Below are 25,285 nucleotides of genomic sequence, written 5' to 3' on the forward strand. Positions count from 1 at the left end.
GGCACGCGGGCGTCAGCCCGCCGCCGCAATCAGTTCACGGGTGTAATCTGTCTGGGCGTTCTCAAAGAGATCCTCAGCCGCGCCCATCTCGACCACGTCGCCATTGCGCATCACGATGACATTGTGGGACATCGCGCGCACGACTTTAAGGTCATGGCTGATGAACAGATAGGCCAGCCCGTATTTCCGTTGCAGGTCACGCAACAGATCGACGATCTGAACCTGAACCGTCATGTCCAGGGCACTGGTCGGCTCGTCCAGAACCAACAGTTTGGGCCGCAACACCATGGCCCGCGCTATCGCAATCCGCTGCCTTTGCCCGCCCGAGAACTCATGCGGGTAGCGGTCCATCGAGTCCGGGTCCAAACCAACCTCGGCCATGACCTCAGCCACCAGCTCACGCGGGGCGCGGTGGGGGTCGACATTGTGGATCTCCAGACCTTCGGCGATGATCTGCATGCAGGTCATTCGGGGGCTCAGACTGCCGAACGGATCCTGAAACACGATCTGCATATCCTTGCGCAGCCGCCGCAGCTCGCGCGTGGACCAGCGGCGGACGTCCTGATCGCGGAAAGTGATCGCGCCCTCAGACGCGATCAGCCGCATGATCGCCAAAGCCAGCGTCGTCTTGCCCGAGCCGCTTTCACCCACGATGCCAAGCGTTTCCCCGGCCCGCACGCTGAGCGTGGCGTCATTGACAGCCTTCACATATCCAACGGTCCGCTTCAGAAACCCCCGCTGGATCGGAAACCAGACCTTTAGATGATCGGTGCGCGCAACCTCTTCGGCATCTGCCGCCACCGGATCGGGCTGGCCCGAAGGCTCCGCCTCAAGCAGCTTGCGCGTATAGGGGTGCTGTGGATTGTCAAAGATGTCGGCGGTCACACCGGCCTCGACAATCTCGCCATCCTTCATCACGCAGACCCGGTCGGCAATGCGCCGCACGATGCCCAGATCATGGGTGATGAACAACATCCCCATATTCTCGGATTTCTGCAACTCGGCCAGCAATTCCAGGATCTGCGCCTGAATGGTCACGTCCAGCGCCGTGGTGGGTTCATCCGCAATCAGAATGTCAGGCTTGTTGGCCAGAGCCATGGCAATCATGACCCTCTGGCGCTGTCCTCCCGACAATTGGTGCGGATAGCTGTCCAGACGTTCCTCGGGGTCGCGAATGCCAACCTTTGTCAGCAGCTCCACAATTCTGCCCCGCGCCGCGTCGCCGGTTACCCCCTGATGCAGCGCAAGCGATTCGGCCATCTGCTTGTAAATCGTGTGCAGCGGGTTAAGCGAGGTCATCGGCTCTTGGAAAATAAAGCTGATGTCGTTGCCGCGCACCTTCATTAGGTGATCTTCGGATGCGCCGACCATTTCCTGGCCTTCATAGGTCACCGAGCCCTCGACGATAGCACTGTCCCCCAGCAGGGACACTGTGGACAACGCCGTCACCGATTTGCCCGACCCGGATTCGCCCACCAGCGCAACGGTCTCACCCCGATCCACGGTGAAGGACACACCTTTGACCGCGGCGCTCACCTGCCCGTCCTGCCGGAACGAGACCTTGAGGTTGTTCACATCCAGCAGGCTCATGAGAAGGTCTTTCTGGGATCAAACGCATCGCGCACGCCCTCGAAGATGAAGACCAAGAGCGATAGCATGATGGCAAAGGTGAAAAAGGCGGTGAAGGCCAGCCACGGGGCCTGTAGGTTCTGTTTCGCCTGCAAGGTCATTTCACCCAATGAGGGCGCAGATGACGGCAAGCCGAAGCCCAGGAAGTCAAGAGAGGCAAGCCCGCCGATAGTGCCTGTCACGATGAAGGGCATAAAAGTCAGTGTCGCAACCATCGCATTGGGCAGCATATGGCGGAACATGATGGTCATGTTGCCGACGCCCAGTGCCCGCGCGGCGCGGACATATTCCAGGTTTCGGGCTCGCAGGAATTCTGCCCGCACGACACCCACAAGGCCGGTCCAACTGAACAGGATCATCAATATGACCAACAGCCAGAAACTTCGCCCAAGGATCGCGAACATGATGATGATCACGTAAAGCGATGGGGTCGCGGACCAGATTTCGATGACCCTTTGAAAGATCAGGTCCAACCAGCCACCGAAAAAGCCCTGAATGGCCCCGGCGAAAATCCCGATCATACTGGCCACACCAGTGACCAACAGAGTGAACAGGATGGACAGCCGGAAGCCATAGATCACCCGCGCCAGTACATCGCGCTTGGTGTCATCTGTGCCCAGAAGGTTCTGACCATTGGGCGGCAAAGGCGCGGCCCCCGGGCGATCAACGCTTGTGTTGTAGGAATAGGGGATGGGCGGCCAGATGGCCCAGCCTTTTTCAAACCCTTCAGCCTCGAACGTTCCGGCCTTGATCTGTTCGATGATGCCTTCTGGATCGTCAAAACACTGATCCAGACCGCCGCTATCGATCAGGCACATCACTTCGGGGTCGCGATAAATCGCTTCGGTCTGGAAATCGCCGCCGAACTCGGTCTCGGCATAGAACTTGAAGATCGGCGTATAAAGTTCACCCCGATAGCTGACAAGGATCGGTTTGTCATTGGCAATGAACTCGGCGAACAGAGACAGGCCAAACAAGACCGAGAAGATAATCAGCGACCAGAATGCCCGGCCATTGCGTCGGAAATTGCGCCAGCGGCGCTGGTTGAGAGGGGAAAGTGCCATCTAACCCTCCCGCTTTTCAAAATCGATGCGGGGATCGACCAGCACATACATCAGGTCACTGATGATCCCGACGACTAGGCCCATCAGACCAAAGATGAACAGCGTGCCGAAAATCACCGGGTAATCGCGCGCCACCGCAGCCTCAAAGCCCAGACGACCCAACCCATCCAGCGAGAAGATCGTCTCGATAATGATCGAGCCCCCAAAGAACACACCGATGAACACCGCCGGGAACCCTGCGATCACGATCAGCATCGCGTTGCGGAACACATGACCGTAAAGCACCTTGCGTTCGCTCAGCCCCTTGGCGCGGGCGGTCATGACATATTGCTTTTTGATCTCATCCAGAAACGAGTTCTTGGTCAGCAGTGTCAGCGTTGCAAAAGCTGAAATCGTCAGGGCGATAATCGGAAGTGTGATGTGCCAGAAATAGTCTGCGATCTTGCCCATCAGGCTGAGGCTTTCCCAATTGTCCGAAGTCAGCCCCCGCAGTGGGAAAACCTGCCAGTAAGAGCCACCTGCAAACAGCACCAGCAGCAGGATCGCAAACAGGAAGCCCGGGATGGCATAGGCCACGATGATGGCCCCGCTGGTCCAGGTGTCAAAGGTCGACCCGTCCTTGATGGCCTTGCGGATACCCAACGGGATCGAGACCAGATAGGCGATAAGAGTGGACCACAGACCCAGTGAGATAGAAACGGGCATCTTTTCCAGCACCAGATCGATCACGCTGATTGACCGGAAATAGCTCTCGCCAAAATCCAGCGTCAGATAGTTGCCCATCATGCTCAGGAAACGTTCGAGGGGCGGCTTGTCAAAGCCGAACTCTTTTTCCAATTCGGCGATGAACTCAGGCGGCAGACCGCGCGCGCCGACATATTTGTCATCAAACCCACCGCCGCCTGCGGGTTCGGCACCTGCGCCAGCATCTCCGCCTCCGCCCGCAAAGCCGGCGAAGACATCACCCTGTCCTTCGATCTGCGCGATAATCTGTTCGACCGGTCCCCCTGGCACAAACTGCACCAGGGTGAAGTTCACGATCATAATGCCCAGAAGGGTCGGAATGACCAACAACAGGCGTCTTAGAATATACGCGCCCATGTTACCGCAGCGCGCCGGTGGCCTTCAGTTCGGCCTCTTTCTCGGGGTTGATCCACCACAGGTCCAGATGACCCAGCGAGAAAGGAGGCAGGTTTTCAGGGTATTCATACATGTCGTAATAGGCTGTCCAATAGTCTGCGATGTATCCCACAGGGACCACGAAGAACTCATATCGCAGGGCCCGGTCAAGTGCGACCAACGCGGTATCCTGATCGGCTTGATTATCCGTCTCGAACGACGCCTCGATGATCGCGTCCACCAGAGGGCTTGCCAGACCAGCAGGATTGAACAGGCTGAACGCGGCCTCTTCGGATCCGTACATCTGGCTCAATCCGCCACCGGTGGACAGGAAAGACCCATACCGCGTGGAATAAACCATGTCATAGTCGCGTTCACGGCTGCGCAGCGTGTATTGTGCCGGGTCAATTTTCTCGGCAGATGCGTCGACACCAAGCGACTGGAGGTTCTGCACATAGGTCTCAATCATCGTGGCTGTCGAGGTCGGCAGGTTGGACGGGTATGGGATGTTCACCTTCAGCGTTTCCCCTTCCGCGTTTCGGCGCACATTCCCGTCGCCGACAGGCCACCCGGCATCATCCAGCGCTTTGGACGCCTGCCGCAAATTGCGCCGATCATTCAAACGGGCCGAATTGGATTCGTGTACCGTGACGGCCGGTTCGGTCAGAAAATCTGCGGGGACGACGTCACCAAGGGTTTCAATAAAGGCAAGCTCGGCCCCTTCTGGAACGCCAGTTGCTTCCAGCTTGGTTCCTTGGGTGAAAGAGCTTCTGGGCGAGTTGAGACCAAAGAGCAGTGATTCATTGACCCATTCAAAGTTGAACGCCAAAGCAAGCGCTTTGCGCAAATTCTTGTCTGCAAACTGCGGCTTGCCCAAGTTGAACACGAAACCCGACGGGGTCGGCGGGCTGCCATCTGGAATTTCGTCGCGGACCACTACGCCCTCATTCAGCTTTGGAAAATCATAGCCCGTTGCCCACAGCTTGGGGTCGCTTTCGATGCGGAAGGTGTATTCCCCGGCTTTGAACCCTTCGAATGCAGCGGTCTGGTCCGCAAAATACTCGACACGGATGGTGTCGAAATTGTTCCGTCCGCGGTTGAACGGCAAATCTTCGCCCCAATAGTCATCGCGCCGCTTGTAGACGATGCGGCGATTGATGTCATAGCTGTCTAGCTTGTAGGGCCCTGACCCCACGGCCACCTCCAGGCGAGGCTCGTCAAGTCGACGCGACTCATCCGCTTCGAACCACGCTTTCGAGAAGACCGGCGTCGCACCGACCGTTTCGATCAGGCTGCGGCGCGTGACTTCGGGGTTGAAGGTGAACTTGACCGTGTGATCATCCAAAGCCTCGGCGCCGGTGACCATGCGACCAACGGCCTGGGCATAAGATGGCAGGCCCTGTTCAATGAACAGACGATGGCTATAAACTGCATCTTCGGCGGTTACCGGTGTACCGTCCCAGAACGTGGCTTCGGGGCGCAGGTGAAAAATCACATAGTTTCGATCCGCATCATATTCGAGGCTTTCTGCAAGAACACCGTAATACTGACCCACGCTGTCATCCGAGCTTTCGATCAAGCGGTCGTATTGAAGTGTCGTCAAAGCGCCCGACCGGCCCTTGCGCGAGTAAGGATTCAAAGAATCGAACGTTCCCGACGCAGCCAAAGACAGCTCGCCACCTTTTGGTGCATCCGGATTGACGTAGTTCAGGTGCTCGTAATCAGCGGGATAGTCGAGGTTGCCAAAATAGGAATACCCGTGACTTTCGATAATCTTGTCTTCCGTTGCCGAAAGGGACGTCCCTAACGCCATTGCAGTGGTCAGACCGATGACAAAGGTCAAAGGCTTCATTTTTGTGACACGCATCGACGTCAAATGGGATTTCATCAGGTACATCCTCTGGGTTCGTTCACATGCTCATTTTCGTGCGCGCTAGCTAAAAGACCAGCTTAGTTAGAAGCAAGTTTAGACTGCGTGAGCGCTTTGTGAAGATTTGTTCACACAAAAATTAAGGCCGCTGCGCGGGGCAACGGCCTTTTAAAACTCCGATCCAGGCTCAGGATCAGTTTCCGATGGTTTGCAGATAGGCAATCACATCTGCACGCTCTTGCGCCTTTTTCAAACCTGCAAAGCTCATGCTTGTGCCTGCGATATAGCCGCTGGGACGTTCAAGAAACGCATCAAGCGCTTCGGGTGTCCAGTTGCCGCCATGGGCCAGCATCGCGGCCGAATAACCGCCAAAACCCTTGGCGGTACCAAGCGGACGATCCACGACGCCATAAAGATAAGGTCCGGTGCCATTGGCACCATCTTCCAGCTTGTGGCAGGCGGTGCATTTGCGGAACACGCGCGCGCCTTTCTCGGGATCAGCGGCGGCCAGCAGATCTGCAAATACGACCTCTTCGCCGTCGGCGCTTTCGCCCGCGCTGTCGGTTTCGATAATGTAGGAAGCCTCGGCATGATGGCTATCGGAACTGTAGAGGATGTCCCCGGCCCATTTTGCCAGAAGCAACACCAGGAAGGTGCCAAAAAGGCCTGCGGCGGCCTTGGTAACTGTCATCGTGTCGAACATTGATCGCGTGTCCATTTCAGCTGTCTGCCGGGTGTCTAAGGCTTCCCCTTGCAAGAGGCAAGGTATAGACACCGCGACGAAACGCCCAATTCGAAAACTTGTTGCACGGAATCGACCAAATGACCAACCGCATTGCTTTTCAGGGGGAACCCGGCGCCTATAGCCACGAGGCCTGCCGCGACGCGCGGCCCGATATGGATGCTCTTCCTTGCCGCACCTTCGAGGATGTGATCGAATCGGTCAGGTCTGGTGAGGCGGATCTGGCGATGTTGCCGGTCGAGAACACCACTTACGGGCGGGTGGCCGACATTCACCGATTGCTGCCCGATAGCGGGCTTCACATTGTCGATGAGGCGTTTGTCCGCGTGCATATCAACCTGCTGGGCGTTCCCGGGGCCAGTCTGGACGACATCACCGAGGCGCATTCGCATCTGGTGTTGCTGCCTCAATGCGCGGGGTTTCTCCAACACCACAATATCCGCGGCCGCGTAAGCCCGGACAACGCAAGGGCGGCGCGCGAAGTGGCCGAAGCCGGAGAAAAACACTCAGCCGCACTGGCCAGCGAGCTTGCGGGCGAAATCTATGGGCTGAACGTTTTGGCGCGCCATATCGAAGACAAGGATAACAATACGACACGGTTCCTGATCATGTCGCGCGAGGCAGACGAATCGCGGCGGGGGGATCACGGCATGATCACCAGCTTTGTATTTCAGGTCCGCAATATCCCAGCAGCGCTTTACAAGGCGATGGGCGGGTTCGCCACCAACGGGATCAACATGACCAAACTGGAAAGCTACATGGTCGACGGCTCATTCACCGCCACGCAGTTTTATGCGGATATCGTCGGACATCCTGCGGACAGAAACGTTCAACTGGCGCTGGATGAGCTGGAGCATTTCACAACCAATGTAGAGGTCCTTGGCGTCTATCCTGCCGCTCGACCGCGGGGCTAGGCCGGGCTTTTATCGGTGCTACGAGAAATCCGAACAGCGCACCCCGCTGCGCCACGCATTGAGAATGGCGTCGACATTTGCTTCGATCCCGTCTTCGGACCGCAGCTCCAGATCATAACGCCTGCCTTTGTGGATCGTCTTTTGATCCTGAACCGCACTGCCTTCGGCGCGGTCAGCGCGCCCGGTTACCCGGCGGGCAAGTTCTGTCAGCGCGCAGTGGATCGCCACGAACAGAACATCATGCGGGGTAAAAGCCTGCTGCAGTGTTTTGTCCCATCCGTCGGTGTCCAGAATGTGCTCAAGGATCAGATCATTACCAGCATCCGCGTAAACACCGATGGAGAAGTGAAATCCCTCAAATACCCGGGCGCGTTCCTTGGACCATTCAAAATCCCCTGCCCTGAATCGCGCCATTGGTATGACACCACTGTCTCGCAGATGATCAATCGAAATGTGCCAGAAGGGGCGCTCGATCTGCCTTTACAATGCGCGTGCGATCGTCGATTTTCCACTGCTCGAAGCGCCATGCAGGAAGATGATCTGCGCCATTTGAAACTCCGTTTTTCGCAACCCCGGTTGGTCAAATTCCGTGATCGTTACTCTGCGCTACGAATATGATATGACGACGGATAGACAAGAGTTTTGGAGCAAGAAAGGTGTTCGCAGGATCAATCTTGAGTTTCGTCTTTTCGATCTGCACCTTTTGTGAAGCCGGGCACTACCATCTTGTCACGGAAGCAGAAAGAATACAGTCGCGTGCCTTTCCGAATGACGACAAGCCCCATGAACCTGATCTGTCCGGTAAATGGTACGCGACACTACAATGCAGTGTGGGGTCTGGCCGCTATATCTACTATTTTGAGCAAACTCCCAACGGCAGACTGTCAGGCAAGTCACGAGGGGTCAGCTTTGGCGTCAAAGACATAACGGGGTTCTTGGTAAACGGCAGCTTTGCCGCGACACGTTTCGAGTTCTTTGAGCAAGTTAGCGAAGGCTATTTCATCGAGGTATCAGGTTCGACCCGGTTGGCGGGAGGTTACGTTTTCGCCACCTACAAGAATACGCGCACAGACAATGAATGCAGATTGCGGATGAAGAAAATGAGAGATCAGAGGCCCGTAGATCCTTAAGGAATACCTGCACGAGTTGTGTGTTTGTGGATGTAAAAATCCGACTCTGCGCGCCAGATCCCTTAAACCAAAGCAGCTGATTGCACCGCCAAAGCGAACGGCAGCTTTGTTCGCCGAGCTGCCGGAACCCACATCGTCACCGGACATTTTCAATACCAGAACCTGCCCTTTGTTTAGGATGCAAAGAATGTCTGCCGCGTGCCCAAGAGCCGACATAGGTTTCCGCGCCCTTTTTCGGGCCAAGCTGCGTATGGTAACGTCGCCGCAGTTGAACGGAGATTGACCTATGGATCGTGTTTTTGGATGCAGCGTTGACCATCATTTGAAGCTACCAATCGAACTGCGGGGAGGGGAAAAACCGTTCGATCATTGGGTCGACAACAAAGTAATTGACCACATTGATGAACTTGCCGGGCGGTTTATCGCAACGTCCTCATTGGCGATCTTGTCTACGACGCGTCATGACGGAGTATTGGACATCACCCCTCGCGGCGACCCCGCAGGTTTCGTAAAGGTCATTGACAAAAAACTCATCGCAATTCCCGATCGCCCCGGGAACAATCGGATGGATACGTTCGAGAATATTCTGGCGAACCCGAATGTCGGCATATTGTTCATAATTCCTGGGCATCGAGACACACTGCGCGTCAGTGGCAAAGGAGCGGTCGTTAGGGACACCAAACTGGGGCAACAGCTTTCGGTCAACGGACGGCCCTCGGATCTGATCCTGCTCGTACATGTCGAAAGGGTTTTATGCCATTGCCCAAAAGCGTTCATACGCGGAAAGGTCTGGCAATCACAGGATTGGCCGGACACCTCCGATGTCCCCACTCTTGCAGAGATGTTGAAGGTTCACGGCGCGATGCCTGAAACCGTCACTGAGATCGCGGACGGCTGCAAAGAAGATGCCGAAGAAAACCTGTACTGATAGTCATACAGCCATTCTCGGCAAAACTACTGTTGGCTCGCTGACTTAGGTCGGAAAAGTCCGCGTTTGAGATTTACGTTGATTCAACAGCGAAAACTGGGTTTCAGTCGCAACCAAATCGACACACTTCAAAGACAGCTTCGGAACATGTGTTATAGCGACGAGCGGTGTAAATTCTAAACCTCGAAAACCAAGTTTCGCCACTTGCCCGACCGGGTCAGTATTTGAGTGTAGGCTCACCATTCTGGAAAACGATCAGAGCCATCCGAGGTGCCTTTTGCCGAACCTCGACTTGTCAAACCCCGTGGTTGTGACGCTGTTCGAGCTCTTGTGCGAAATCGCTGAGTCGCGCCTGAAATTGTCTGCGAAACCGGGCCTGGCCCAGCTTCATGGATTGCAACAGTAGTCGCGCCGGAAGGGTCTTGGCGGCAAGAGACAGCTGGATGCTAAGCCGCGTATGGCGCGGAGACAGGGCCAACAGCTCGATCACTGTCTGACCGATCATGCCGCGGCTGCTTGAGGTGAACTGCATCAGCGATGGCCGCTCACACTCTGTCATCAGAACCGATATGTCGCGCGGTTTGCCCCGAAAGCTGAACCTCGTATGCCATTCGGCCCCCGCCTGCAGCGGTGTTTTCGAAACAACACGACGCACCTCGACCCCGCGTCGCATGGCCATGCGTTCAAAGCGGTCGACATCGGACACCATGGAAAACACGGCATCAATCGGGGTGGTTATGTCCTCCTGCGCTTTGAACTGCATCTGTTTTTCCGCTCAGCCTTTTCCCTGCTTATCGTTCTAAGGGTTAATCCAGCGTATCCGCCAGCCAATGTTGCAGGATAAAATTAGCAATCGAACCCTTTCTGGCGGGTTTCAGTTTCGGATGATCCCCGGCGAACGCCTGCATCATCTCGGTCTTGCTCACCCACATCGCCTCTTCGATTTCAACCGGGTCGATCTTGATATCACGTGACAAAGCCTCGCCCGCGCAGCCGAACATCAACGAGGCCGGGAAGGGCCAGGGCTGGCTTGAGAGGTAGTGCACAGCGCCCACAGGCACGTTGGCTTCCTCCATCACCTCGCGGCGCACCGCAGCTTCGAGCGTTTCGCCTGGTTCGACAAAACCGGCCAGCAGCGAATACATTCCCTCGGGCCACCCAGGTGAGCGCCCGACCAGAACCGCGTTGCCATGTGTGATCAGCATGATCACCACGGGGTCGGTTCTTGGGAAATGCTGGGCACCGCAATCGGGGCAACTGCGCTGCCATCCCGCTTGCGCCATCTCGCTGGGAGCGCCGCAGCGGGCGCAAAACCGATGGGTTTCGTGCCAGCCGATGACGGCCTTGGCTGTCGCGGCCAGTTCGGCATCGCGCGCCGATAGACGGGTCATGATCCTGCGCAGCTCGGCAAAGACCTGACCGGTGGGCAAATCTGGATGCTGCTGCTCGGTCTGATCGACAAACGCACCTACGCCAGCCAGATCCAACCCTTCGGCGGCCCAGCCGGAAATATCGGTTGCGAACAAAGGCGCTCTCTCTTTGGTAAGGCCGAGAAAAACCGGTGCGTCAACGATACCACCAGGACCGTCGGTCAACAGGGTGTGGCTGAGCGGAACGAGCGCCAGTTGGTCCAAATTCTCGCCCTGCACCAAAACCTTTCCGCGCCAGAGCAAAAGGCAGCGCGCCGACGGATCCGCCAAATCCTGAGCCAGCAAGGCAGCGTCACTGCGCCGCTCAGCCGCCCTGTTCAGGCCGGACCCCCCAAAGGTCACCTCCTCTGCTCGTTTCATGCACCGCCCTCATTTTGGCGACAGGGCTGCCACGTCTTGATCGTTGACGCAATGACCTTTCAAATATGCTATCGTTAGAATGCGGCAGATTGTCCGTGAACTTGTCGTTTTTATTGCGCTTATTCAACCTATAGGATTATTCAAATGCACAACAACATGCAGAAGTTTTACACTTGAATACAAAAGACAAGACCGCCGAAGTTTCATCATCGCCGGCGCGTATCCAGATCCTAGCGACGACCGACCTTCATATGAATTTGACCGGATTTGACTATTATTCGGATCGCAAGGATCCAAGGATCGGATTTACCAGAACCGCAAGCTTGATCCGTGCTGCGCAGGATGAGGCGCATTCCGAAGGGGTATTGAGTTTGCTGTTCGACAATGGTGATGCCTTGCAGGGCACACCCTTTGGCGATTGGGCTGCCGCGCACTGTGCGGACACTCACCCCTTGCCTAAAGCGTTCAATCGGCTTGGGTACGATGCCGTTGGGCTGGGCAATCACGATTTCAGCTTTGGGCTGGGTCTGATCGACAGCTTTGCGTCACAACTGAACTGCCCCGTGCTTTGCAGCAATCTGGACCGTGAGCCCACAGGCGCGGGCTGGCGACCCTACACCGTTTTAAGCCGCAACATAACGCATGATACTGGAACAGACCCCATCAAGATCGGCGTCATGTCCGTACTACCCCCACAAACCACTATGTGGGAGCGGCACAAGCTGGACGGTCAGGTGGCTTCATACGACATTTTGCGCAGCGCCGAAGAAACGGTCAGCACGCTGCGCAACCTTGGCTGCGATCTGATTATTGTTCTGGCCCATTCCGGTCTGCAAGCCGAAAGCGCGGGGCCCGGTCTGGAAAACGCGGTAATACAACTGGCAGCAATCGACGGCATCGACGTTATCATAGCCGGACATACCCACCTGACCCTTCCGGGCCCTGCGCATGACCATTTGCCTTTTGTGGATGCTCCACGAGGGAGGGTTCATGGCAAACCGGTCGTCATGGCAGGGTCTGCAGGGTCATATCTGGGTGTCATAGACATAACCTTGGACAATAAGATGTCCGGCGCCTGGACCATATGTGATTTTGAAACCGAACTGCGTTCGTTTTGTCCCCAAAATACAGATGTTCTGGAAGATCCCGAAATGGTAGCCCTGTTCGCTCGGGGGCACGCCGAAACGCGGACCCTTGCGGCTGAGCCTGTGGGGCGTCTTGAAACGTCGATACACAGCTATTTCGCCTATTGCGCGCCAGATCGGGCCCTGGCGCTTTTGGCGGCCGCGCAGGCGGCCGCGTTACGCGCCTTGTTGAATGATGATCCTACGTCGGAATTGCCTGTGCTCTCGGCGGTCGCTCCTGCCAAGTTCGGAGGACGCTCGGGCCCAGATTTCTATACTGACATCCCCGCCGGGGATATCTCGATGCGGCATGTCGCAGATATTCACCTGTTCCCAAATGAACTGCGTGCTGTGCGTGTCACCGGGGTACAGCTACGCGAATGGCTCGAAATGTCGGCAGGGATTTTCAGGCAACTGAATCCAGACTCGGCAACAGTTCTGACAGACCCCGATCGCGCGGGTCATAACTTTGATATCATTCATGGGCTGACCTATGAAATCGACCTCAGCCAACCGGCGCGTTATCGGGCAGATGGGCACCTTTCAGATCCAGAGGCCCGCCGGATCCGAAATTTGCGCTGGCAAGCTCGACCTGTTGACGATGCAGCGGAATTCGTCGTCGCTACCAACAACTATCGCGTCAATGGTGGTGGAAATTTCAACGCCGTGACCGATGCACGCACACTCCACCTTCCATCCTGCAGCATCCAAAGCGTTTTGCGGGACTATTTGGCCGAAAGCAGCCAGGTGGATCCTTTGGAACGCGCCGAAAATCCCTTTGGCTTCAGCAATCTGGGTGGTGCCAAAGCGATCCTGGAAACCGGACCAAGAGCTTTGGCCCATGTCGACGAGCTTGACCCATACGCGCCAGAGATACTGGGGACCGATGCGCAGGGTTTCCTGCGGATCGCGTTGACGCTCTGACGGGTTGCGAATCCGACGGCGCTTGCTTATATCCAAATCCGAGAGGTTGGCGCGGGCGAGCGCCTCGCCAACCTGGTCAGGTCCGGAAGGAAGCAGCCACAACGAGCCCCGCTTGGGTCGATGTCCAACCTCTCACTTACTTCCACAACCTTTCTAGACACCCTGCTGTGCGATAAGACGCGGCCAGATGGCCGAGTTGCGCCGCGCGAAAGCCCCGATGTGGCCCACTGATTGCAAACCATGGTCCTTCGGGTCGATCAGATGGCGTTGCGCGTCAGGTCCGAACAGCTCGGCCAGCCGCCAAACGGCTTGCGGTGGGACCATCTGATCGTCGGTGAAAGTCACCAGGTCGACTGTGCCTGAGGTCGAATCCCAGGTGACATCGGGCAAGGACGCACCGATTTCAGGCGCATAATTGCGCGGAGCCGTGCACCATCGGCGCCATTGCCAATAAACCGCCGCCGGCAGGTCCGGGCCAAACCCAACCGCCCTGCCGGGCAGATACCCCAACATACGCGCAAGCAGTGGTGCATGCCCGTACCAGAACAACCCAGCCAAGGCCCGGTAGGGCCAGGGATGGTCGGTAAAGGTCACAAGCCCCGAGTTCACGCATATCAGCCGGTCGATCTGCGCCACATCCGGCTGTACCGGGCCTAACATTCCACCGATGGAATGCCCTATCGCCCAATGTTGCGCCTGCGGATAGCGGCGGCGCAGTTCTGCACGCGCTGCCGGTATATCCACCAAGGCCCAATCGGCCATGGTAACAGTTGCATCCTGAATGCGCCCGGTCAGCGATTGCCCAAAGCCACTATAATCATAGGTCAGACAAGCCATACCATGCTCAAGCGCCAGCCAGAGTGCGAAATGCTGGTAGTAGTCGCGCGGAACTCCGGTTGCACTGTTCAGAGTCACCACAATTTCCGGCTCGATGACTGGTTTGTACAGCCGCGCCGACAGGTTTCCGCCCTGTGACGGAATCCAAAAATCCTCGGTTTCGATGATATGCTGGTCATCTCGCATAATGTCACCCGCCCACACTGAACCAATCAGTTCAGAATTAATATGCGCCCAGCTCGACCATCGCTGTCAAGCCGCAGCGCGCATGACCAAACGTCTGCTTGACAGCGCCCCGCCCCGAACGCTAGCGGTTGGGTGATGGTTCTCGCACCCCGGTTTGGGGTCGGGATGAAAAGGGAACGCGGTGCGGGCCAATCCGATCCGATCGGAACAGCCCAAATCCGAGACTGCCCCCGCAACTGTAGGCGGAGAGCAATGTCGAAAAACCACTGGCCGCAAGGCTGGGAAGGTCGGCAAAGCGATAACCCGCAAGTCAGGAGACCTGCCATCAAGAATTGAAACCGAAACTCGGGCGGGGTGTCCGGGCGGGCCTGCTTGTCGGAAGCCAAGTGTTCCTGATCGTCGCCCCTGCCCATTGCGCGGAGGGCGCGGTATGATCTGGAACACAAAAACTCATCAATTTTCGGCCACTCTTTGCCAGCGCACTGGCAAACCCTGCCCGGCGCTGGCGCAATTGGCGCGCGCGATAGCCCAGGCGATGTCAACGGCCAAACCTGTGACAACCGATGGGTTCGAAGTTGACGGCCACGCACAGCTGACCCATTGCGCCAAAGGGTGCACCGCACGATATCTGGCCCGACCAAAGCAGGTTCGAATTTTTTGTGACGCTGATCCCCGGACTGAAAATGAGACTCTGGAACAGTTCGCTGACTTGATGTTCTCGTGCAAAGTAACTTCGATGCCCGCTGACGCCTTGGTCAAGGCGCCATGCGCCATGTTGCAGGTCACCACCAACGCCGCGCCGGTAGCGGTGCAGGCTGCCGAGCAGGCCTCGATCTAGCTCAGCCTTGACGGCCCTTCGCCCAGTCCATCTGTCCTTGAGTTTCCACAGCGCAAGCGCGGGTTTTTCTGAGCCGCGCCAACGCCTCTGCCGGCGCTTCGCCGCTATCAATCATCAACCGCAGCACCACCATCCCAGACCGCCCGCAGCCGCCACGACAATGCACCAGAACCCGGCCGCCACCAGACAGCCGGCGCAGGCCCAGAGCTCTGACATCTTCCCACGTCGACTGTGCGTCATCCTCGGGCGTGCCGAAATCAGCAATCGGGAAATGGACCCACTTCGCAACGATATTCTCAACGTCGCGCCCCAACGCCGAGGCCCCCAGCTGGGCCAATTCTTCGGCAGTCGTCAAAGTGATCACCAGATCCGGCGCCCAAGCCGCAATCGCACGTAGATCAGCTTCGTAATTGCCATCGCGCCCCGGCAATGGGCACAATGCCAACTGCCCATCGCCCACAGTCAGACTGTAAATCTGAAATCCACTCATGTCTCGTGTCCTTCGGCGCCTCTGTGCCTCAGCGGTGTAACCAAGCCAAGCCAAATCCAAAACGAAATTCGCGCCCTCGTGGTGGACGCGACGAGCAGGTCGCTCTACGCTGCATCGGAACTCGAATCCGTCAGAGACAACATGACCGACACGCCAAGCCCTGCCTATCAGGTTCTCGCCCGCAAATATCGCCCGGAAACCTTTGCCGATCTGGTTGGGCAAGACGCCATGGTCCGCACGCTGAAGAACGCGTTCGAGGCGGACCGGATTGCGCAAGCCTTTGTCATGACCGGCATTCGGGGAACGGGGAAAACCACAACGGCCCGGATCATCGCCAAGGGTATGAATTGCATCGGTCCTGACGGCACGGGCGGAGCTACAACGGAACCCTGCGGTCAATGCGAGCACTGTCAGGCCATCATGGAAGGCCGCCATGTCGATGTGATCGAGATGGATGCCGCAAGTCGCACCGGTGTGAATGATATTCGCGAGATCATCGACAGCGTGCGCTATCGCGCCGCCAGCGCGCGGTACAAGATTTATATAATCGACGAGGTTCACATGCTCTCGACCAGCGCGTTCAACGCGCTGCTCAAGACGTTGGAAGAACCACCCGAACATGTAAAATTCATCTTTGCCACTACCGAGATCCGCAAGGTCCCGGTGACGGTCCTATCCCGTTGCCAGCGTTTTGATCTGCGCCGGATCGAACCCGAGGACATGATCGCGCTGTTGCGCCGGATCGCGGATGCCGAAGACGCCCAAATCGCCGACGACGCGCTGGCGCTGATCACGCGAGCTGCCGAAGGTTCAGCCCGCGATGCCACGTCTCTGCTCGATCAGGCGATCAGCCACGGCGCGGGGGAAACCAGCGCCGACCAGGTGCGCGCTATGTTGGGTCTGGCCGACCGGGGCCGGGTGCTGGATCTGATGGATATGATCCTGCGCGGCGACGCGGCAGGGGCGCTGACCGAGCTGGGCAGCCAATATGCCGAAGGGGCAGATCCGCTGGCAGTTCTGCGCGATCTGGCGGAAATTACCCACTGGGTCTCGGTCGTGAAAATCACCCCCGACGCTGCCGAAGACCCAACAGTATCGCCCGACGAACGCGCCCGGGGTCAGCAAATGGCCGAGGCGCTACCGATGCGGGTGCTGACCCGGATGTGGCAGATGTTGCTGAAAGCGCTTGAAGAGGTTTCGGCTGCACCCAACGCCATGATGGCGGCGGAAATGGCGGTGATCCGCCTGACCCATGTGGCCGACCTGCCCAGCCCTGAAGAGCTGGTGAAACGGTTGCAGGACATGCCTGCCCCACCACCGAATGGCGGACCGGATGGTGGCGTGCCAACCCGAGCGCCTGACGCTGCTCCGACACAAGCCATTGCGCAACCTGCCATGGCCGCGCGCGGCCCCGCCGGGGGGCCTTCCGCTGCGCTGGCCCAGGACCCCGCCACCGCCCTGGCACGCTATCCAACCTTCAACCACGTCGTCGAACTGATCCGCAGCAACCGGGACGTGAAACTGTTGGTCGAGGTCGAGAACGGCGTGCGTCTGGTGTCCTACCAGCCCGGCCGGATCGAGTTCACTCCAGCCGCACAAGCCCCGTCAGACCTGGCCGCACGGCTGGGATCTGCGCTGCAACGCTGGACCGGGAACCGCTGGGCCGTCTCGATTGTCTCGGACGGCGAAGCCCCCACGATCGGAGAAACCCGCGACGCCGCCGATCTGGCTCTGAAAGCCAAGGCAAAGGCGCACCCGCTGGTTCAGGCTGTCTTGGAACAGTTCCCAAAAGCACGGATCACCAAAATCGAAACCCCCGAGCAACGCGCAGCCCAGATCGAAACCGAAGCCCTGCCCGAGGTCGAGGACGAATGGGACCCGTTCGAGGAGGACTAAGATAAAGGCAAAACTCCCGCGCCCGCCACGGGCCATCGGCTGACGCCGATACCCCAGAGCGGACTTGGGCCCGGCAGCGCGGGCAAAGCCCGCGCTGCCGGGCCCAACGGGAGGAAAGGTCTTGCCAAAGACCTCGACGACCGGCGGGAGCATTCCTGCCCCTTGTGCCACACCGACGCCCTTCGTATTTAAGCGTCAAACCAGTTAAAGGAGATTACCGATGCTCAAAGGACTCGGAGGGCTTGGCGGCCTGGGCGATATGGCCAAGATGATGAAATCCGCGCAGGACTTGCAGACCAAGATGACGGAAATGCAGGAAGAGTTGAACACTCTGATGGTTGTTGGCGAATCCGGGGCCGGTCTGGTCAAGGCCACTGCCACTGCCAAGGGCGAGCTGAAGGGGCTCGACATTGATCCGTCGATATTCAATGGCGACGACAAGGAAGTGGTCGAAGATCTGATCCTGGCGGCAATCAAGGACGCCCAGACCAAAGCTGCCGAGCGCGCGCAGTCGGAAATGGCCAAACTGACCGAAAGCATGGGGTTGCCGGCGGATATCAAACTGCCCTTCTGATCTTCATCTTTTCAAAAATACTCCCGCCGGAGGCTCCCTCCGGCGCCAGACAGGACAGGCCGTGAGCTCTAACAGCGACATTGATAACCTGATCGACCTGATGGCGAAACTGCCGGGCCTTGGCCCCCGTTCGGCCCGCCGCGCTGTCCTGCACCTGATCCGCAAACGCGCCCTGCTGCTGACACCGCTCTCGGACGCAATGCAGCAGGTTGCCGTTACCGCCCGAGAGTGTCTGAACTGCGGCAATGTCGGCACGTCTGATATCTGCGATATCTGCGACGATGAGGCCCGCGCAACCGGAGAGCTATGCGTGGTCGAGGACGTGGCCGACCTTTGGGCGATGGAGCGCGCGGGTGTGTTCAAAGGTCGCTATCACGTTCTGGGTGGAACCCTGTCAGCGCTGGACGGGGTCGGCCCGGAGGAACTGCGAATCCCACGCCTGCGGGATCGTGTTCTGGCAGAAGAGATCACCGAGATCATACTGGCCCTGAACGCCACAATCGACGGCCAGACCACGGCCCATTACATCGCAGATCAGCTTGAGGGCCAGGTGCGCTTGACCTCACTTGCACAAGGTGTGCCGATTGGGGGTGAGCTGGACTATCTGGATGACGGGACGATCACGGCGGCGCTGAGGGCGCGAAAAGAGATTTAACCTTATTCCTTGGATTAGATCATCCTTTCACCAATACGACCTCGAGTTTCTCGAACGCCTGTTTCCAGCCACCTTCACCAGCGCTGCCCGCGGGGACGCCACGGTGCACCATGGTCATCTGCGTTCTGCCGTCTAATTCTCGCAAATCCACAATAACCTCGGTTATGTCCGGATGGCCTTCTGGCATTCCCATGTCTTTGGGCGACAGGATGTTTCCAGCCTCATCACACATGCTTTCGGTATAGACCAATCGAGACGGCTCGGTGATTTCCTTGTAGACGCCGGTAAACCACATCCTCATGGTTTTTTCCGGCGTTTTCATTTCCATGCAGATCTTTCGTACCCCACCGACACGCAAATCAATTTCTGCTGTTGGCACGGAAAACCCCATAGGGCCATACCACTTCTGGAACAGTGCAGGATCGGTCCACATCCGCCAGACCAGCGCCATGGGCGCTTGGAACTCGTGCACGATCCGCACCCATTTTTCAGAATCATCCATCTTTCAAATCCTTCATTTCGCTCAGTAATTTTTCCATGGCCTCAAAGCGAACTTCCCAGATGTGACGGTACTGGTCGGTCCAGTTTGCGATCGATTTCAGCGGGTCTGTATTCAGCCGGCAAGGACGGAACTGCGCGTTGCGCGAGCGTTCGATCAAGCCCGCTCCTTCCAGCACACGCAAGTGTTTTGAGATCGCTGGCATGCTGACGTCAAACGGCTCTGCCAGCTCTTTGACAGTCGCTTCGCCTTGGGCCAATCGCGCCAGCATCGCGCGTCTGGCGGGATGAGCAAGGGCCGCAAAGGCGAAGTCCAGTTTTTCGTCTTCAGTCATAGGCTCATTAATAAACCTATTGGTTAATTAATCAATGGGTAAATTAAACCCGGTCAAGATGGCCAACGCACCAACTCCCGAATTTCCCTTTGGACTGAACAGCTTTGAAGATAGAAAGATCTTGTATCGTCTTTGCCCCGGAACAGTTTGATGACCCGCCTTCTCGCCCTCACCCTCGCCGCCTTCACCGCCACCTCTGCCCTTGCGCAGAACCTTGTCGACAAAGGCTTTGTCGAAGGCTGGAACATCATGATGGATCCCGCGCTCGGGAATGGGTGTCTGATCCAGACGGTCTATCAGGATCTTTCGGTCGTGCGGCTGGGCTATGATGCTTTGGACAATCGTGGGTATTTCGCCGTCTACAACAAAGCCTGGGGCGACATACAGCAGGGCGAGCGCTATCCGATCCGGTTTGAGCTGGACGGCAAAAGCTATGACGCAACAGCGATTGGGTTCAATGACCGGGACGTGCCGGGCGCGACTGTGTTTTTCACAGACCGGGCGTTCGTGACGGCGATTGCGCAGAATAAGACGCTGACGGTGTTCAACCCCGAAGGTCAGACGGTGATGGCCATTGATCTAAAGGGAACCGCCAAAGCATTGGACTATGCGCGGGACTGTCAGAACAAGAAGCTTTAACGAATCGGGTCGAACATCGCGTCTTTCGCCGTGCAGTCCCGGATCACGTCGCGGCCGCAGGGCACCGGATCAAGCGTGCGGGACAGGCATAGGCGCGCTTCGGCGATATAGCCCTGTTTGCAGGTGACCGTGATCATGTCACGCTCTAACCCGGGGTTGGCTTTCAGAAACGCCTCTTCCACTACAGATGCGGGCAGTTTGACGGCAGCATCCAGCTTGCGGAACACGTCTGGGCGGCTCACCTGATCGTAAGCTTCGCGCGACAGGGCGAAATAGTCAGGTGCGGAGAGGCCTGAACAGGTGCCGTGTTTCTTCCATTGATGCCAGGCCAAGCCCGAACTGCCCTGGATATCCTCCATCGCGCGCGTCATCGAGCGTGAGGGCGATGCCTCGGGCGTGCGGCAATAGGAGGGCCAGCCTTGGTGAAACTGTGGCCAGAGCCCGTGCAGGATCCATCCGTGGTCATGACGTTCATCACATTGATCTGATCCGCGCGCATCACCTTCGCGCGCGCACCAGTTGGGTGACCAGCTGAGCGCGAGGACATAATAGTCAAACTCTCCGGCCTTTTCGCCCTCGGCCAACGCGGATATCGCGCCCAGCACCAACAAAACCAGCCCCAAAAACCCTTGGCGCATTCACCTCTTTCCTTCTTAACCTGACGCGACTATATAAGCCCCAAGTTCCCCGACAACGGAAACCTGCCCCAAAGCCACGGGGCCGCCGAATTCCGGCGACGGGACAGATGTATGTATAGGAGACGGGCTGATGGCAAAACCCCTGATGGCCAAGGCAACCGCCGTATGGCTGGTGGATAACACTACGATCAGCTTCAAGCAGATCGCGGATTTCGTAGGAATGCACGAGTTGGAGGTGCAGGGCATCGCGGATGGCGATGTGGCTGCGGGCGTCAAAGGATTCGACCCGATTTCCAACAATCAGCTGACGCAGGAAGAGATTGACGCAGCGCAGAGCAACCCGCTGCACAAGCTCAAGCTCAAATTCAACCCGTCGGCAGCGGGTGAGGAAAAACGCCGTGGTCCGCGTTATACCCCGCTGTCAAAGCGTCAGGACCGCCCGAACTCGATCCTGTGGCTGGTCAAGTTCCACCCCGAGCTGAGCGACGGTCAGATCGCCAAACTGGTCGGCACCACCAAGCCGACAATCCAGTCGATCCGCGAGCGCACCCACTGGAACATCGCCAATATGCAACCGATCGATCCGGTTGCCTTGGGCCTGTGCAAACAGTCCGAGCTGGATACAGCCGTTCAGAAAGCCGCAGCCAAGCAAGCGGCTGAAGGCAAGGTCATGAGTGATGATGAGCGCCGCAAGCTGGTGTCCACCGAACAGTCACTGGATATGGATGCAGCACCCAAGATCCCGTCAGCAATTGAAGGGCTGGAAACCTTCTCTCTGACCGATGAGCCAGCTGAGGAAAAAGAAGAAGAGGTTGTTGATGCGGACAGCTTCTTCAACCTGCCCAAAGGTGGCGAGACGGACGAAGAAGAAGACGAGTTTCGCCCCTGATCCTGGAACAGCCCCGGCCTGACAGGCCCGGGGCGCTTGCTTTGGGAATCCCATGCTGAACGTTTTGTCCGCAGTTTTCGGCCCGCACCGCGCAGTTTCGATCTATGCTTTCCTCAAGACCTGGGGGCTGGCTCTGGCCGGTGCCTTGGTCATGGTTGTCATCGTTTCGGTGATCGTTCTGGTGGGCGATGACGGAGAGCATGAGCACGAAGCGTTTCTGACCGTGCCGGTCCTATCGGCAACTGCGATCAACGGTGATCTGCGGAACGGTGTGGTTGCGTCAGTCCGTCTGCCGGATGGGTCGGCTGTCTCGCTCACCTCAACAGATGCGCAGATCTCGCAGAGCGTGGGATCTGATGCCTGCGTTGAAAAACGCGTTTATGTTGAAAGCGGCGAGGCGCGGTATCGGCTGAAACTGCCACGGCTCTGCGGATCGAGTTGATCCTTGAAAACCGCCCGGAATTGTCCAGGCGGCTTTTTCAAACCATCTGGAACACGATACCCGTAAGGATCGCACCGCCAACACCCAGAGCCAGATAGGTGGCAAAGACGCGCGGCTTGACCAGCGACCAAACTGCCGCCATCGCGGGGATCGAGCTGACGGCACCCGCCACCATAAAGGCCATTGCGGCACCCGCGGTCATGCCCTGCTCTATCAAACCGGCCAGCAGCGGCGGAGCCACATAGGAATTCAGATAGGCCGGCATCCCCACAAGCGCAGCCACGACAATCGGGCCAACACCTTCTCCGCCAACGACGCGCGCGATCAGATCTGCCGGGACATAGCTGACCAGCAACGCCTCGAGCACATAAGCCAATGCCAGCCACTTGAGCAGAAACAGGCCGTTTTGGACGAACTCCGAGCGAAATCGCTGACGTCGGTCCGGGTCTTTCCAGAATGTCCAAACGGGTTTGTCGTCCAGCTTGGGGCCGCAACCGCAACATCCCGCCGGCTTGTAGTTCCGCAAAGGCTGGGAAAACGCCCCGGCCCGCATCAGCGCCCGCACGGCAAACCCGCCAAACAGGCCCAGGGCCACCGCAGCGACGGCTTTGCCAATCGCAAACGGCCAGCCCAATGCGCCGGCTGTGATCAGCAGCGTTGGTGGATCGATCAAGGGTGAACTGAGCCAGAACGCCATGACCGCCGACAACGGTGCGCCAAGTGCCAGAAGGCCCGCGATAAAGGGAATGACTTCGCAGGAACAGAACGGCGCCAGCCCGCCAAACAACGCCGCCAGAAAGATCATCCGGGTCTCGCGCCCCTCAAAGGCGCGGGCCACCATGACCTCGGCACCCGTGGCCTTGAGGTAGGACAAAAGCAAAACGGCAAAAAGGATATACTGACCCGTATGCGCCAGCGCCTTGGCCGCAAATGTCACGATTTCGGTCCAGTTGCCCGGATCCAACAGGGCAACGAGCAGCAGAATGGCAATGATCAGAACCCATGGCGTTTTAAGCGCGTCGATAACGTTGCGCACCGAGGTTTTGGGGTTTTGTGTCAGCTCAGCCATCATTTGCGGCCTTTTCAATCTGGTCCGCGCAGCATTCGCTCAGAATGAACTGCGCCAGTTTCTGCAATTCGCCGTAGCACGCACGGTTAATTGTCGTGCGGCCGATCTTTTCCTGCTCGACCACGCCACCCGCTGCCAGAAATCGCAGATGATGGGCCAGTGTTGACGGGGCTATGCCCGTGCGCGTCTGGATCTCGCCAACGGTCAGCCCAGCCTCACCTGCGCGGACCAGCGTTTTCAGTACTTTCAACCGGGCCTCAGAGCCCATGGCCGAGAATCCCGCGGCAGCTTCTTCCCACATTGGACTTCCCTACATAACTAATTTTCTGGTTATATAGTTTATTCGAACTTGGTGGTCAACCGAAGGATTTCCTTTAAGGAGCTTAAGTCCAGATTGCCTCTGCCTTAAGTCCAACCTATAAGGAGGGATGGGAATTTCCGTGGACACCTTTTTCCTTGATCCCAACGGTCAGGGCACGTTGCAAGCACGCATTCAGCAGATGATTGCCGAAGGCATTTTGTCGGGCCGCTTTCACACGGGTGAGAAATTGCCATCCTCACGCAAGCTGGCGTCACATTTGGGGGTCAGCCGGATCACGGTCACGCTCGCCTATACCGAGCTATTGGCCAATGACTATCTGACCTCGCGCGGGCGGTCGGGCTACTACGTGTCGCAGAATGCTCCGGTACCCCCGAAATACACCCCCCTCCAGCGCAGTGATGACACGGTCAACTGGGAAAGGTCGCTTGCGCGTCCGTTTTCAGGCGGAGATTTTCTGCGCAAGCCCAGCGACTGGCGCGACTTTCGATATCCGTTCATCTATGGGCAGACTGACCGGTCCCTGTTCGATCATGCCAATTGGCGTCTCTGCGCCGTGCGCGCTTTGGGGCACAAGGATTTCGATTCGCTGACCGGAGATTACGTCGACCAAGATGATCCTCTGCTGATCGAGTTCATTGCCCGGCACACCTTGCCACGGCGCGGGATTGCCGCGCGCCCCGAAGAAATCCTGATAACGCTGGGTGCCCAGAACGCCTTGTGGCTGGCGTCGCGGGTATTGCTGAAACCTGACCGGACCGCCGCGATTGAAGATCCGTGTTATTATTCGCTGCGCAATCTGCTGTCACATTCCGATTGTCGACTTGTGCCAATACGGGTGGATCAAGACGGTCTGCCACCGCAGGACATACCCGATCAGACCGATGTCATCTTTACCACGCCAAGCCATCAATGCCCCACTACAGCCACCATGCCCGTGGACCGGCGCAATGCCTTACTGGATCGCGCTCGCGACCTGAATGCAATCATCGTCGAGGACGACTATGAGTTCGAAATGTCCTATCTGGGTGCGCCCTCGCCCGCGCTGAAATCGATGGATCGCGATGGGCGGGTTGTCTATGTGGGCAGCTTTTCCAAATCCCTGTTTCCGGGGTTGCGGCTTGGCTACATGGTCGGATCCGAAGCATTTATCCGCGAGGTGCGCGCCCTGCGCACCTTGGTTCTGCGTCATCCTCCCGGCCATGTTCAACGCACCGCAGCCTATTTTCTATCACTGGGACATTACGACGCGCAGATCCGCCGGATGTCGAAAGCCCTGCACCAAAGACGCGACACAATCGAAGCGGCCATCCATCAGCATGGGCTGACCATCGCCGGGCATGGATATCACGGAGGATCGTCGATCTGGATGCAAGCGCCAAACGGGATAGACACCACGCGATTGGCCAAGGAATTAAGGGCGCGCAGCGTTCATATCGAGCCAGGAGAGCAATTCTTTTCCGGGTCTGACCGACCTCGGAATTACTACCGGCTTGGCTATTCCTCAATACCACCGGAACGCATCGCTCCGGGCATCGAACAAATTGCCCAAGCGATCCGAAGCAAAACCTAAGCTGGACATATCCGGACTGCACTTCTGGCCCTAACGCCTCAGGCACCCATACGCCAAAACCGCTGAGAAATACCGCGCCGAAAGGCCGTTTGCACCCTATTACTCCGGAGTTTGCCCGATGAAGATGACCACAGAAGAAGCGTTTGTGAAGGTTTTGCAGATGCACGGGATTG

26 protein-coding genes, 1 other RNA gene, 1 pseudogene and 1 riboswitch are annotated in these 25,285 nt (G+C 57.7%); of the genes and pseudogenes, 13 read left to right on the plus strand and 15 right to left on the minus strand.

What is annotated here, in order from left to right:
* Nucleotides 1-12: 12 nt before the first annotated feature.
* From GOX45_RS20765 to GOX45_RS20785, 5 genes are all read right to left on the minus strand, one after another.
* Nucleotides 13-1,590 (minus strand): ABC transporter ATP-binding protein, encoded by a 1,578-nt coding sequence (locus GOX45_RS20765; RefSeq protein ID WP_171103693.1) that lies wholly within the window; start codon nt 1,588-1,590, stop codon nt 13-15.
* Complete coding sequence (locus GOX45_RS20770) at nt 1,587-2,693, minus strand: ABC transporter permease (RefSeq protein WP_171103695.1); 1,107 nt, start codon at nt 2,691-2,693, stop codon at nt 1,587-1,589. Before GOX45_RS20770 ends, GOX45_RS20765 begins: the two co-directional genes overlap by 4 nt.
* A complete protein-coding gene (locus GOX45_RS20775) occupies nt 2,694-3,794 on the minus strand; it encodes a microcin C ABC transporter permease YejB (protein ID WP_171103697.1) in 1,101 nt (366 codons plus the stop codon).
* A 1-nt stretch (nt 3,795) separates the two neighbouring features.
* On the minus strand, nt 3,796-5,700 hold the full coding sequence (locus GOX45_RS20780; protein WP_171103699.1) for an extracellular solute-binding protein: 1,905 nt from the start codon (nt 5,698-5,700) through the stop codon (nt 3,796-3,798).
* A 175-nt stretch (nt 5,701-5,875) separates the two neighbouring features.
* Complete coding sequence (locus GOX45_RS20785) at nt 5,876-6,385, minus strand: cytochrome c family protein (protein ID WP_171103743.1); 510 nt, start codon at nt 6,383-6,385, stop codon at nt 5,876-5,878.
* Between the two features lie 119 nt (nt 6,386-6,504).
* On the opposite strand from GOX45_RS20785, the gene GOX45_RS20790 reads away from it, so the two are divergent.
* Nucleotides 6,505-7,338: a prephenate dehydratase gene (locus GOX45_RS20790; protein WP_171103702.1), complete on the plus strand. Its 834-nt coding sequence runs from the start codon at nt 6,505-6,507 to the stop codon at nt 7,336-7,338.
* Nucleotides 7,339-7,356: 18 nt separating this feature from the next.
* On the opposite strand, the pseudogene GOX45_RS20795 reads toward GOX45_RS20790, so the two are convergent.
* Nucleotides 7,357-7,887, minus strand: a pseudogene (locus tag GOX45_RS20795) (chloramphenicol phosphotransferase CPT family protein).
* A 125-nt stretch (nt 7,888-8,012) separates the two neighbouring features.
* On the opposite strand from GOX45_RS20795, the gene GOX45_RS20800 reads away from it, so the two are divergent.
* On the plus strand, nt 8,013-8,468 hold the full coding sequence (locus GOX45_RS20800; protein WP_171103704.1) for a hypothetical protein: 456 nt from the start codon (nt 8,013-8,015) through the stop codon (nt 8,466-8,468).
* Between the two features lie 286 nt (nt 8,469-8,754).
* Nucleotides 8,755-9,396, plus strand: a complete 642-nt coding sequence (locus GOX45_RS20805; protein WP_171103706.1) for an MSMEG_1061 family FMN-dependent PPOX-type flavoprotein — start codon at nt 8,755-8,757, stop codon at nt 9,394-9,396.
* Nucleotides 9,397-9,691: 295 nt separating this feature from the next.
* Here GOX45_RS20805 and GOX45_RS20810 read toward each other — a convergent pair whose 3' ends face one another.
* Entirely contained in the window at nt 9,692-10,159 is a 468-nt protein-coding gene (locus GOX45_RS20810) for an SRPBCC family protein (protein ID WP_171103708.1), read from the minus strand.
* 43 nt (nt 10,160-10,202) lie between these two features.
* Nucleotides 10,203-11,186 (minus strand): NAD(+) diphosphatase, encoded by a 984-nt coding sequence (gene nudC / locus GOX45_RS20815; protein ID WP_171103710.1) that lies wholly within the window; start codon nt 11,184-11,186, stop codon nt 10,203-10,205.
* A gap of 173 nt (nt 11,187-11,359) precedes the next feature.
* Between nudC and GOX45_RS20820 the strand changes: the two genes are divergently transcribed.
* Together GOX45_RS20820 and ffs are read left to right on the plus strand one after the other, a co-directional pair.
* Nucleotides 11,360-13,234 (plus strand): bifunctional 2',3'-cyclic-nucleotide 2'-phosphodiesterase/3'-nucleotidase, encoded by a 1,875-nt coding sequence (locus tag GOX45_RS20820; protein ID WP_171103712.1) that lies wholly within the window; start codon nt 11,360-11,362, stop codon nt 13,232-13,234.
* A gap of 39 nt (nt 13,235-13,273) precedes the next feature.
* Nucleotides 13,274-13,372: signal recognition particle sRNA small type (gene ffs / locus GOX45_RS20825), an RNA gene on the plus strand.
* Between the two features lie 15 nt (nt 13,373-13,387).
* Here ffs and GOX45_RS20830 read toward each other — a convergent pair.
* Nucleotides 13,388-14,257: an alpha/beta fold hydrolase gene (locus GOX45_RS20830; RefSeq protein WP_171103714.1), complete on the minus strand. Its 870-nt coding sequence runs from the start codon at nt 14,255-14,257 to the stop codon at nt 13,388-13,390.
* Between the two features lie 119 nt (nt 14,258-14,376).
* A riboswitch (cobalamin riboswitch) is annotated at nt 14,377-14,599 on the plus strand.
* 88 nt (nt 14,600-14,687) lie between these two features.
* Between GOX45_RS20830 and GOX45_RS20835 the strand changes: the two genes are divergently transcribed.
* Nucleotides 14,688-15,095 carry a hypothetical protein gene (locus GOX45_RS20835; RefSeq protein ID WP_171103715.1) on the plus strand — a complete coding sequence of 136 codons (408 nt, stop codon included), beginning with the start codon at nt 14,688-14,690 and terminating at the stop codon, nt 15,093-15,095.
* Nucleotide 15,096: 1 nt separating this feature from the next.
* Here the strand turns inward: GOX45_RS20835 and GOX45_RS20840 are convergent, their stop codons facing one another.
* On the minus strand, nt 15,097-15,585 hold the full coding sequence (locus GOX45_RS20840) for a protein-tyrosine phosphatase family protein (RefSeq protein ID WP_171103717.1): 489 nt from the start codon (nt 15,583-15,585) through the stop codon (nt 15,097-15,099).
* A 141-nt stretch (nt 15,586-15,726) separates the two neighbouring features.
* On the opposite strand from GOX45_RS20840, the gene GOX45_RS20845 reads away from it, so the two are divergent.
* The 3 genes from GOX45_RS20845 to recR all read left to right on the plus strand — a co-directional run bounded on the left by GOX45_RS20845 (nt 15,727) and on the right by recR (nt 18,710).
* Nucleotides 15,727-17,481, plus strand: coding sequence for a DNA polymerase III subunit gamma/tau (locus tag GOX45_RS20845; protein ID WP_171103719.1), 1,755 nt, complete (start codon nt 15,727-15,729; stop codon nt 17,479-17,481).
* A 220-nt stretch (nt 17,482-17,701) separates the two neighbouring features.
* Nucleotides 17,702-18,055 carry a YbaB/EbfC family nucleoid-associated protein gene (locus tag GOX45_RS20850; RefSeq protein WP_171103721.1) on the plus strand — a complete coding sequence of 118 codons (354 nt, stop codon included), beginning with the start codon at nt 17,702-17,704 and terminating at the stop codon, nt 18,053-18,055.
* A 61-nt stretch (nt 18,056-18,116) separates the two neighbouring features.
* Complete coding sequence (gene recR, locus GOX45_RS20855) at nt 18,117-18,710, plus strand: recombination mediator RecR (RefSeq protein WP_171103723.1); 594 nt, start codon at nt 18,117-18,119, stop codon at nt 18,708-18,710.
* Between the two features lie 19 nt (nt 18,711-18,729).
* Here the strand turns inward: recR and GOX45_RS20860 are convergent, their stop codons facing one another.
* Nucleotides 18,730-19,212 (minus strand): SRPBCC domain-containing protein, encoded by a 483-nt coding sequence (locus GOX45_RS20860; RefSeq protein ID WP_171103725.1) that lies wholly within the window; start codon nt 19,210-19,212, stop codon nt 18,730-18,732.
* Nucleotides 19,205-19,543 (minus strand): helix-turn-helix transcriptional regulator, encoded by a 339-nt coding sequence (locus GOX45_RS20865; protein ID WP_171103727.1) that lies wholly within the window; start codon nt 19,541-19,543, stop codon nt 19,205-19,207. The genes GOX45_RS20860 and GOX45_RS20865 overlap by 8 nt, the downstream gene beginning before the upstream one ends.
* A gap of 150 nt (nt 19,544-19,693) precedes the next feature.
* Here GOX45_RS20865 and GOX45_RS20870 point away from each other — a divergent pair, with 150 nt between their 5' ends.
* Nucleotides 19,694-20,182, plus strand: coding sequence for a hypothetical protein (locus GOX45_RS20870; protein WP_171103729.1), 489 nt, complete (start codon nt 19,694-19,696; stop codon nt 20,180-20,182).
* Here the strand turns inward: GOX45_RS20870 and GOX45_RS20875 are convergent.
* Nucleotides 20,179-20,820 carry a ribonuclease T2 gene (locus tag GOX45_RS20875; RefSeq protein ID WP_171103731.1) on the minus strand — a complete coding sequence of 214 codons (642 nt, stop codon included), beginning with the start codon at nt 20,818-20,820 and terminating at the stop codon, nt 20,179-20,181. The genes GOX45_RS20870 and GOX45_RS20875 overlap by 4 nt on opposite strands.
* A 130-nt stretch (nt 20,821-20,950) precedes the next feature.
* Between GOX45_RS20875 and GOX45_RS20880 the strand changes: the two genes are divergently transcribed.
* Nucleotides 20,951-21,709 (plus strand): DUF1013 domain-containing protein, encoded by a 759-nt coding sequence (locus GOX45_RS20880; RefSeq protein ID WP_171103733.1) that lies wholly within the window; start codon nt 20,951-20,953, stop codon nt 21,707-21,709.
* 52 nt (nt 21,710-21,761) lie between these two features.
* Entirely contained in the window at nt 21,762-22,151 is a 390-nt protein-coding gene (locus GOX45_RS20885) for a hypothetical protein (RefSeq protein WP_171103735.1), read from the plus strand.
* A gap of 37 nt (nt 22,152-22,188) precedes the next feature.
* Here the strand turns inward: GOX45_RS20885 and GOX45_RS20890 are convergent, their stop codons facing one another.
* On the minus strand, nt 22,189-23,220 hold the full coding sequence (locus GOX45_RS20890) for a permease (RefSeq protein ID WP_171103737.1): 1,032 nt from the start codon (nt 23,218-23,220) through the stop codon (nt 22,189-22,191).
* Nucleotides 23,213-23,521 carry a helix-turn-helix transcriptional regulator gene (locus GOX45_RS20895; protein WP_171103739.1) on the minus strand — a complete coding sequence of 103 codons (309 nt, stop codon included), beginning with the start codon at nt 23,519-23,521 and terminating at the stop codon, nt 23,213-23,215. Before GOX45_RS20895 ends, GOX45_RS20890 begins: the two co-directional genes overlap by 8 nt.
* A gap of 127 nt (nt 23,522-23,648) precedes the next feature.
* On the opposite strand from GOX45_RS20895, the gene GOX45_RS20900 reads away from it, so the two are divergent.
* Nucleotides 23,649-25,112, plus strand: coding sequence for a PLP-dependent aminotransferase family protein (locus tag GOX45_RS20900; protein WP_171103741.1), 1,464 nt, complete (start codon nt 23,649-23,651; stop codon nt 25,110-25,112).
* Nucleotides 25,113-25,285 lie beyond the last annotated feature (173 nt).

It is taken from the genome of Ruegeria sp. HKCCD7255 (genome assembly GCF_013031565.1).
Taxonomy (GTDB): domain Bacteria; phylum Pseudomonadota; class Alphaproteobacteria; order Rhodobacterales; family Rhodobacteraceae; genus Ruegeria.

What these genes read in the sequence shown, in the direction of transcription:
- GOX45_RS20765 (WP_171103693.1), bottom strand. Translation starts at nt 1,590, where the DNA reads ATGAGCCTGCTGGATGTGAACAACCTCAAGGTCTCGTTCCGGCAGGAC.
- GOX45_RS20770 (WP_171103695.1), bottom strand. Translation starts at nt 2,693, where the DNA reads ATGGCACTTTCCCCTCTCAACCAGCGCCGCTGGCGCAATTTCCGACGC.
- GOX45_RS20775 (WP_171103697.1), bottom strand. Translation starts at nt 3,794, where the DNA reads ATGGGCGCGTATATTCTAAGACGCCTGTTGTTGGTCATTCCGACCCTT.
- GOX45_RS20780 (WP_171103699.1), bottom strand. Translation starts at nt 5,700, where the DNA reads ATGAAATCCCATTTGACGTCGATGCGTGTCACAAAAATGAAGCCTTTG.
- GOX45_RS20785 (WP_171103743.1), bottom strand. Translation starts at nt 6,385, where the DNA reads ATGTTCGACACGATGACAGTTACCAAGGCCGCCGCAGGCCTTTTTGGC.
- GOX45_RS20790 (WP_171103702.1), top strand. Translation starts at nt 6,505, where the DNA reads ATGACCAACCGCATTGCTTTTCAGGGGGAACCCGGCGCCTATAGCCAC.
- GOX45_RS20805 (WP_171103706.1), top strand. Translation starts at nt 8,755, where the DNA reads ATGGATCGTGTTTTTGGATGCAGCGTTGACCATCATTTGAAGCTACCA.
- GOX45_RS20810 (WP_171103708.1), bottom strand. Translation starts at nt 10,159, where the DNA reads ATGCAGTTCAAAGCGCAGGAGGACATAACCACCCCGATTGATGCCGTG.
- nudC (WP_171103710.1), bottom strand. Translation starts at nt 11,186, where the DNA reads ATGAAACGAGCAGAGGAGGTGACCTTTGGGGGGTCCGGCCTGAACAGG.
- GOX45_RS20830 (WP_171103714.1), bottom strand. Translation starts at nt 14,257, where the DNA reads ATGCGAGATGACCAGCATATCATCGAAACCGAGGATTTTTGGATTCCG.
- GOX45_RS20835 (WP_171103715.1), top strand. Translation starts at nt 14,688, where the DNA reads ATGATCTGGAACACAAAAACTCATCAATTTTCGGCCACTCTTTGCCAG.
- GOX45_RS20840 (WP_171103717.1), bottom strand. Translation starts at nt 15,585, where the DNA reads ATGAGTGGATTTCAGATTTACAGTCTGACTGTGGGCGATGGGCAGTTG.
- GOX45_RS20845 (WP_171103719.1), top strand. Translation starts at nt 15,727, where the DNA reads ATGACCGACACGCCAAGCCCTGCCTATCAGGTTCTCGCCCGCAAATAT.
- GOX45_RS20850 (WP_171103721.1), top strand. Translation starts at nt 17,702, where the DNA reads ATGCTCAAAGGACTCGGAGGGCTTGGCGGCCTGGGCGATATGGCCAAG.
- GOX45_RS20860 (WP_171103725.1), bottom strand. Translation starts at nt 19,212, where the DNA reads ATGGATGATTCTGAAAAATGGGTGCGGATCGTGCACGAGTTCCAAGCG.
- GOX45_RS20865 (WP_171103727.1), bottom strand. Translation starts at nt 19,543, where the DNA reads ATGACTGAAGACGAAAAACTGGACTTCGCCTTTGCGGCCCTTGCTCAT.
- GOX45_RS20870 (WP_171103729.1), top strand. Translation starts at nt 19,694, where the DNA reads ATGACCCGCCTTCTCGCCCTCACCCTCGCCGCCTTCACCGCCACCTCT.
- GOX45_RS20875 (WP_171103731.1), bottom strand. Translation starts at nt 20,820, where the DNA reads ATGCGCCAAGGGTTTTTGGGGCTGGTTTTGTTGGTGCTGGGCGCGATA.
- GOX45_RS20880 (WP_171103733.1), top strand. Translation starts at nt 20,951, where the DNA reads ATGGCAAAACCCCTGATGGCCAAGGCAACCGCCGTATGGCTGGTGGAT.
- GOX45_RS20885 (WP_171103735.1), top strand. Translation starts at nt 21,762, where the DNA reads ATGCTGAACGTTTTGTCCGCAGTTTTCGGCCCGCACCGCGCAGTTTCG.
- GOX45_RS20890 (WP_171103737.1), bottom strand. Translation starts at nt 23,220, where the DNA reads ATGGCTGAGCTGACACAAAACCCCAAAACCTCGGTGCGCAACGTTATC.
- GOX45_RS20895 (WP_171103739.1), bottom strand. Translation starts at nt 23,521, where the DNA reads ATGTGGGAAGAAGCTGCCGCGGGATTCTCGGCCATGGGCTCTGAGGCC.
- GOX45_RS20900 (WP_171103741.1), top strand. Translation starts at nt 23,649, where the DNA reads ATGGGAATTTCCGTGGACACCTTTTTCCTTGATCCCAACGGTCAGGGC.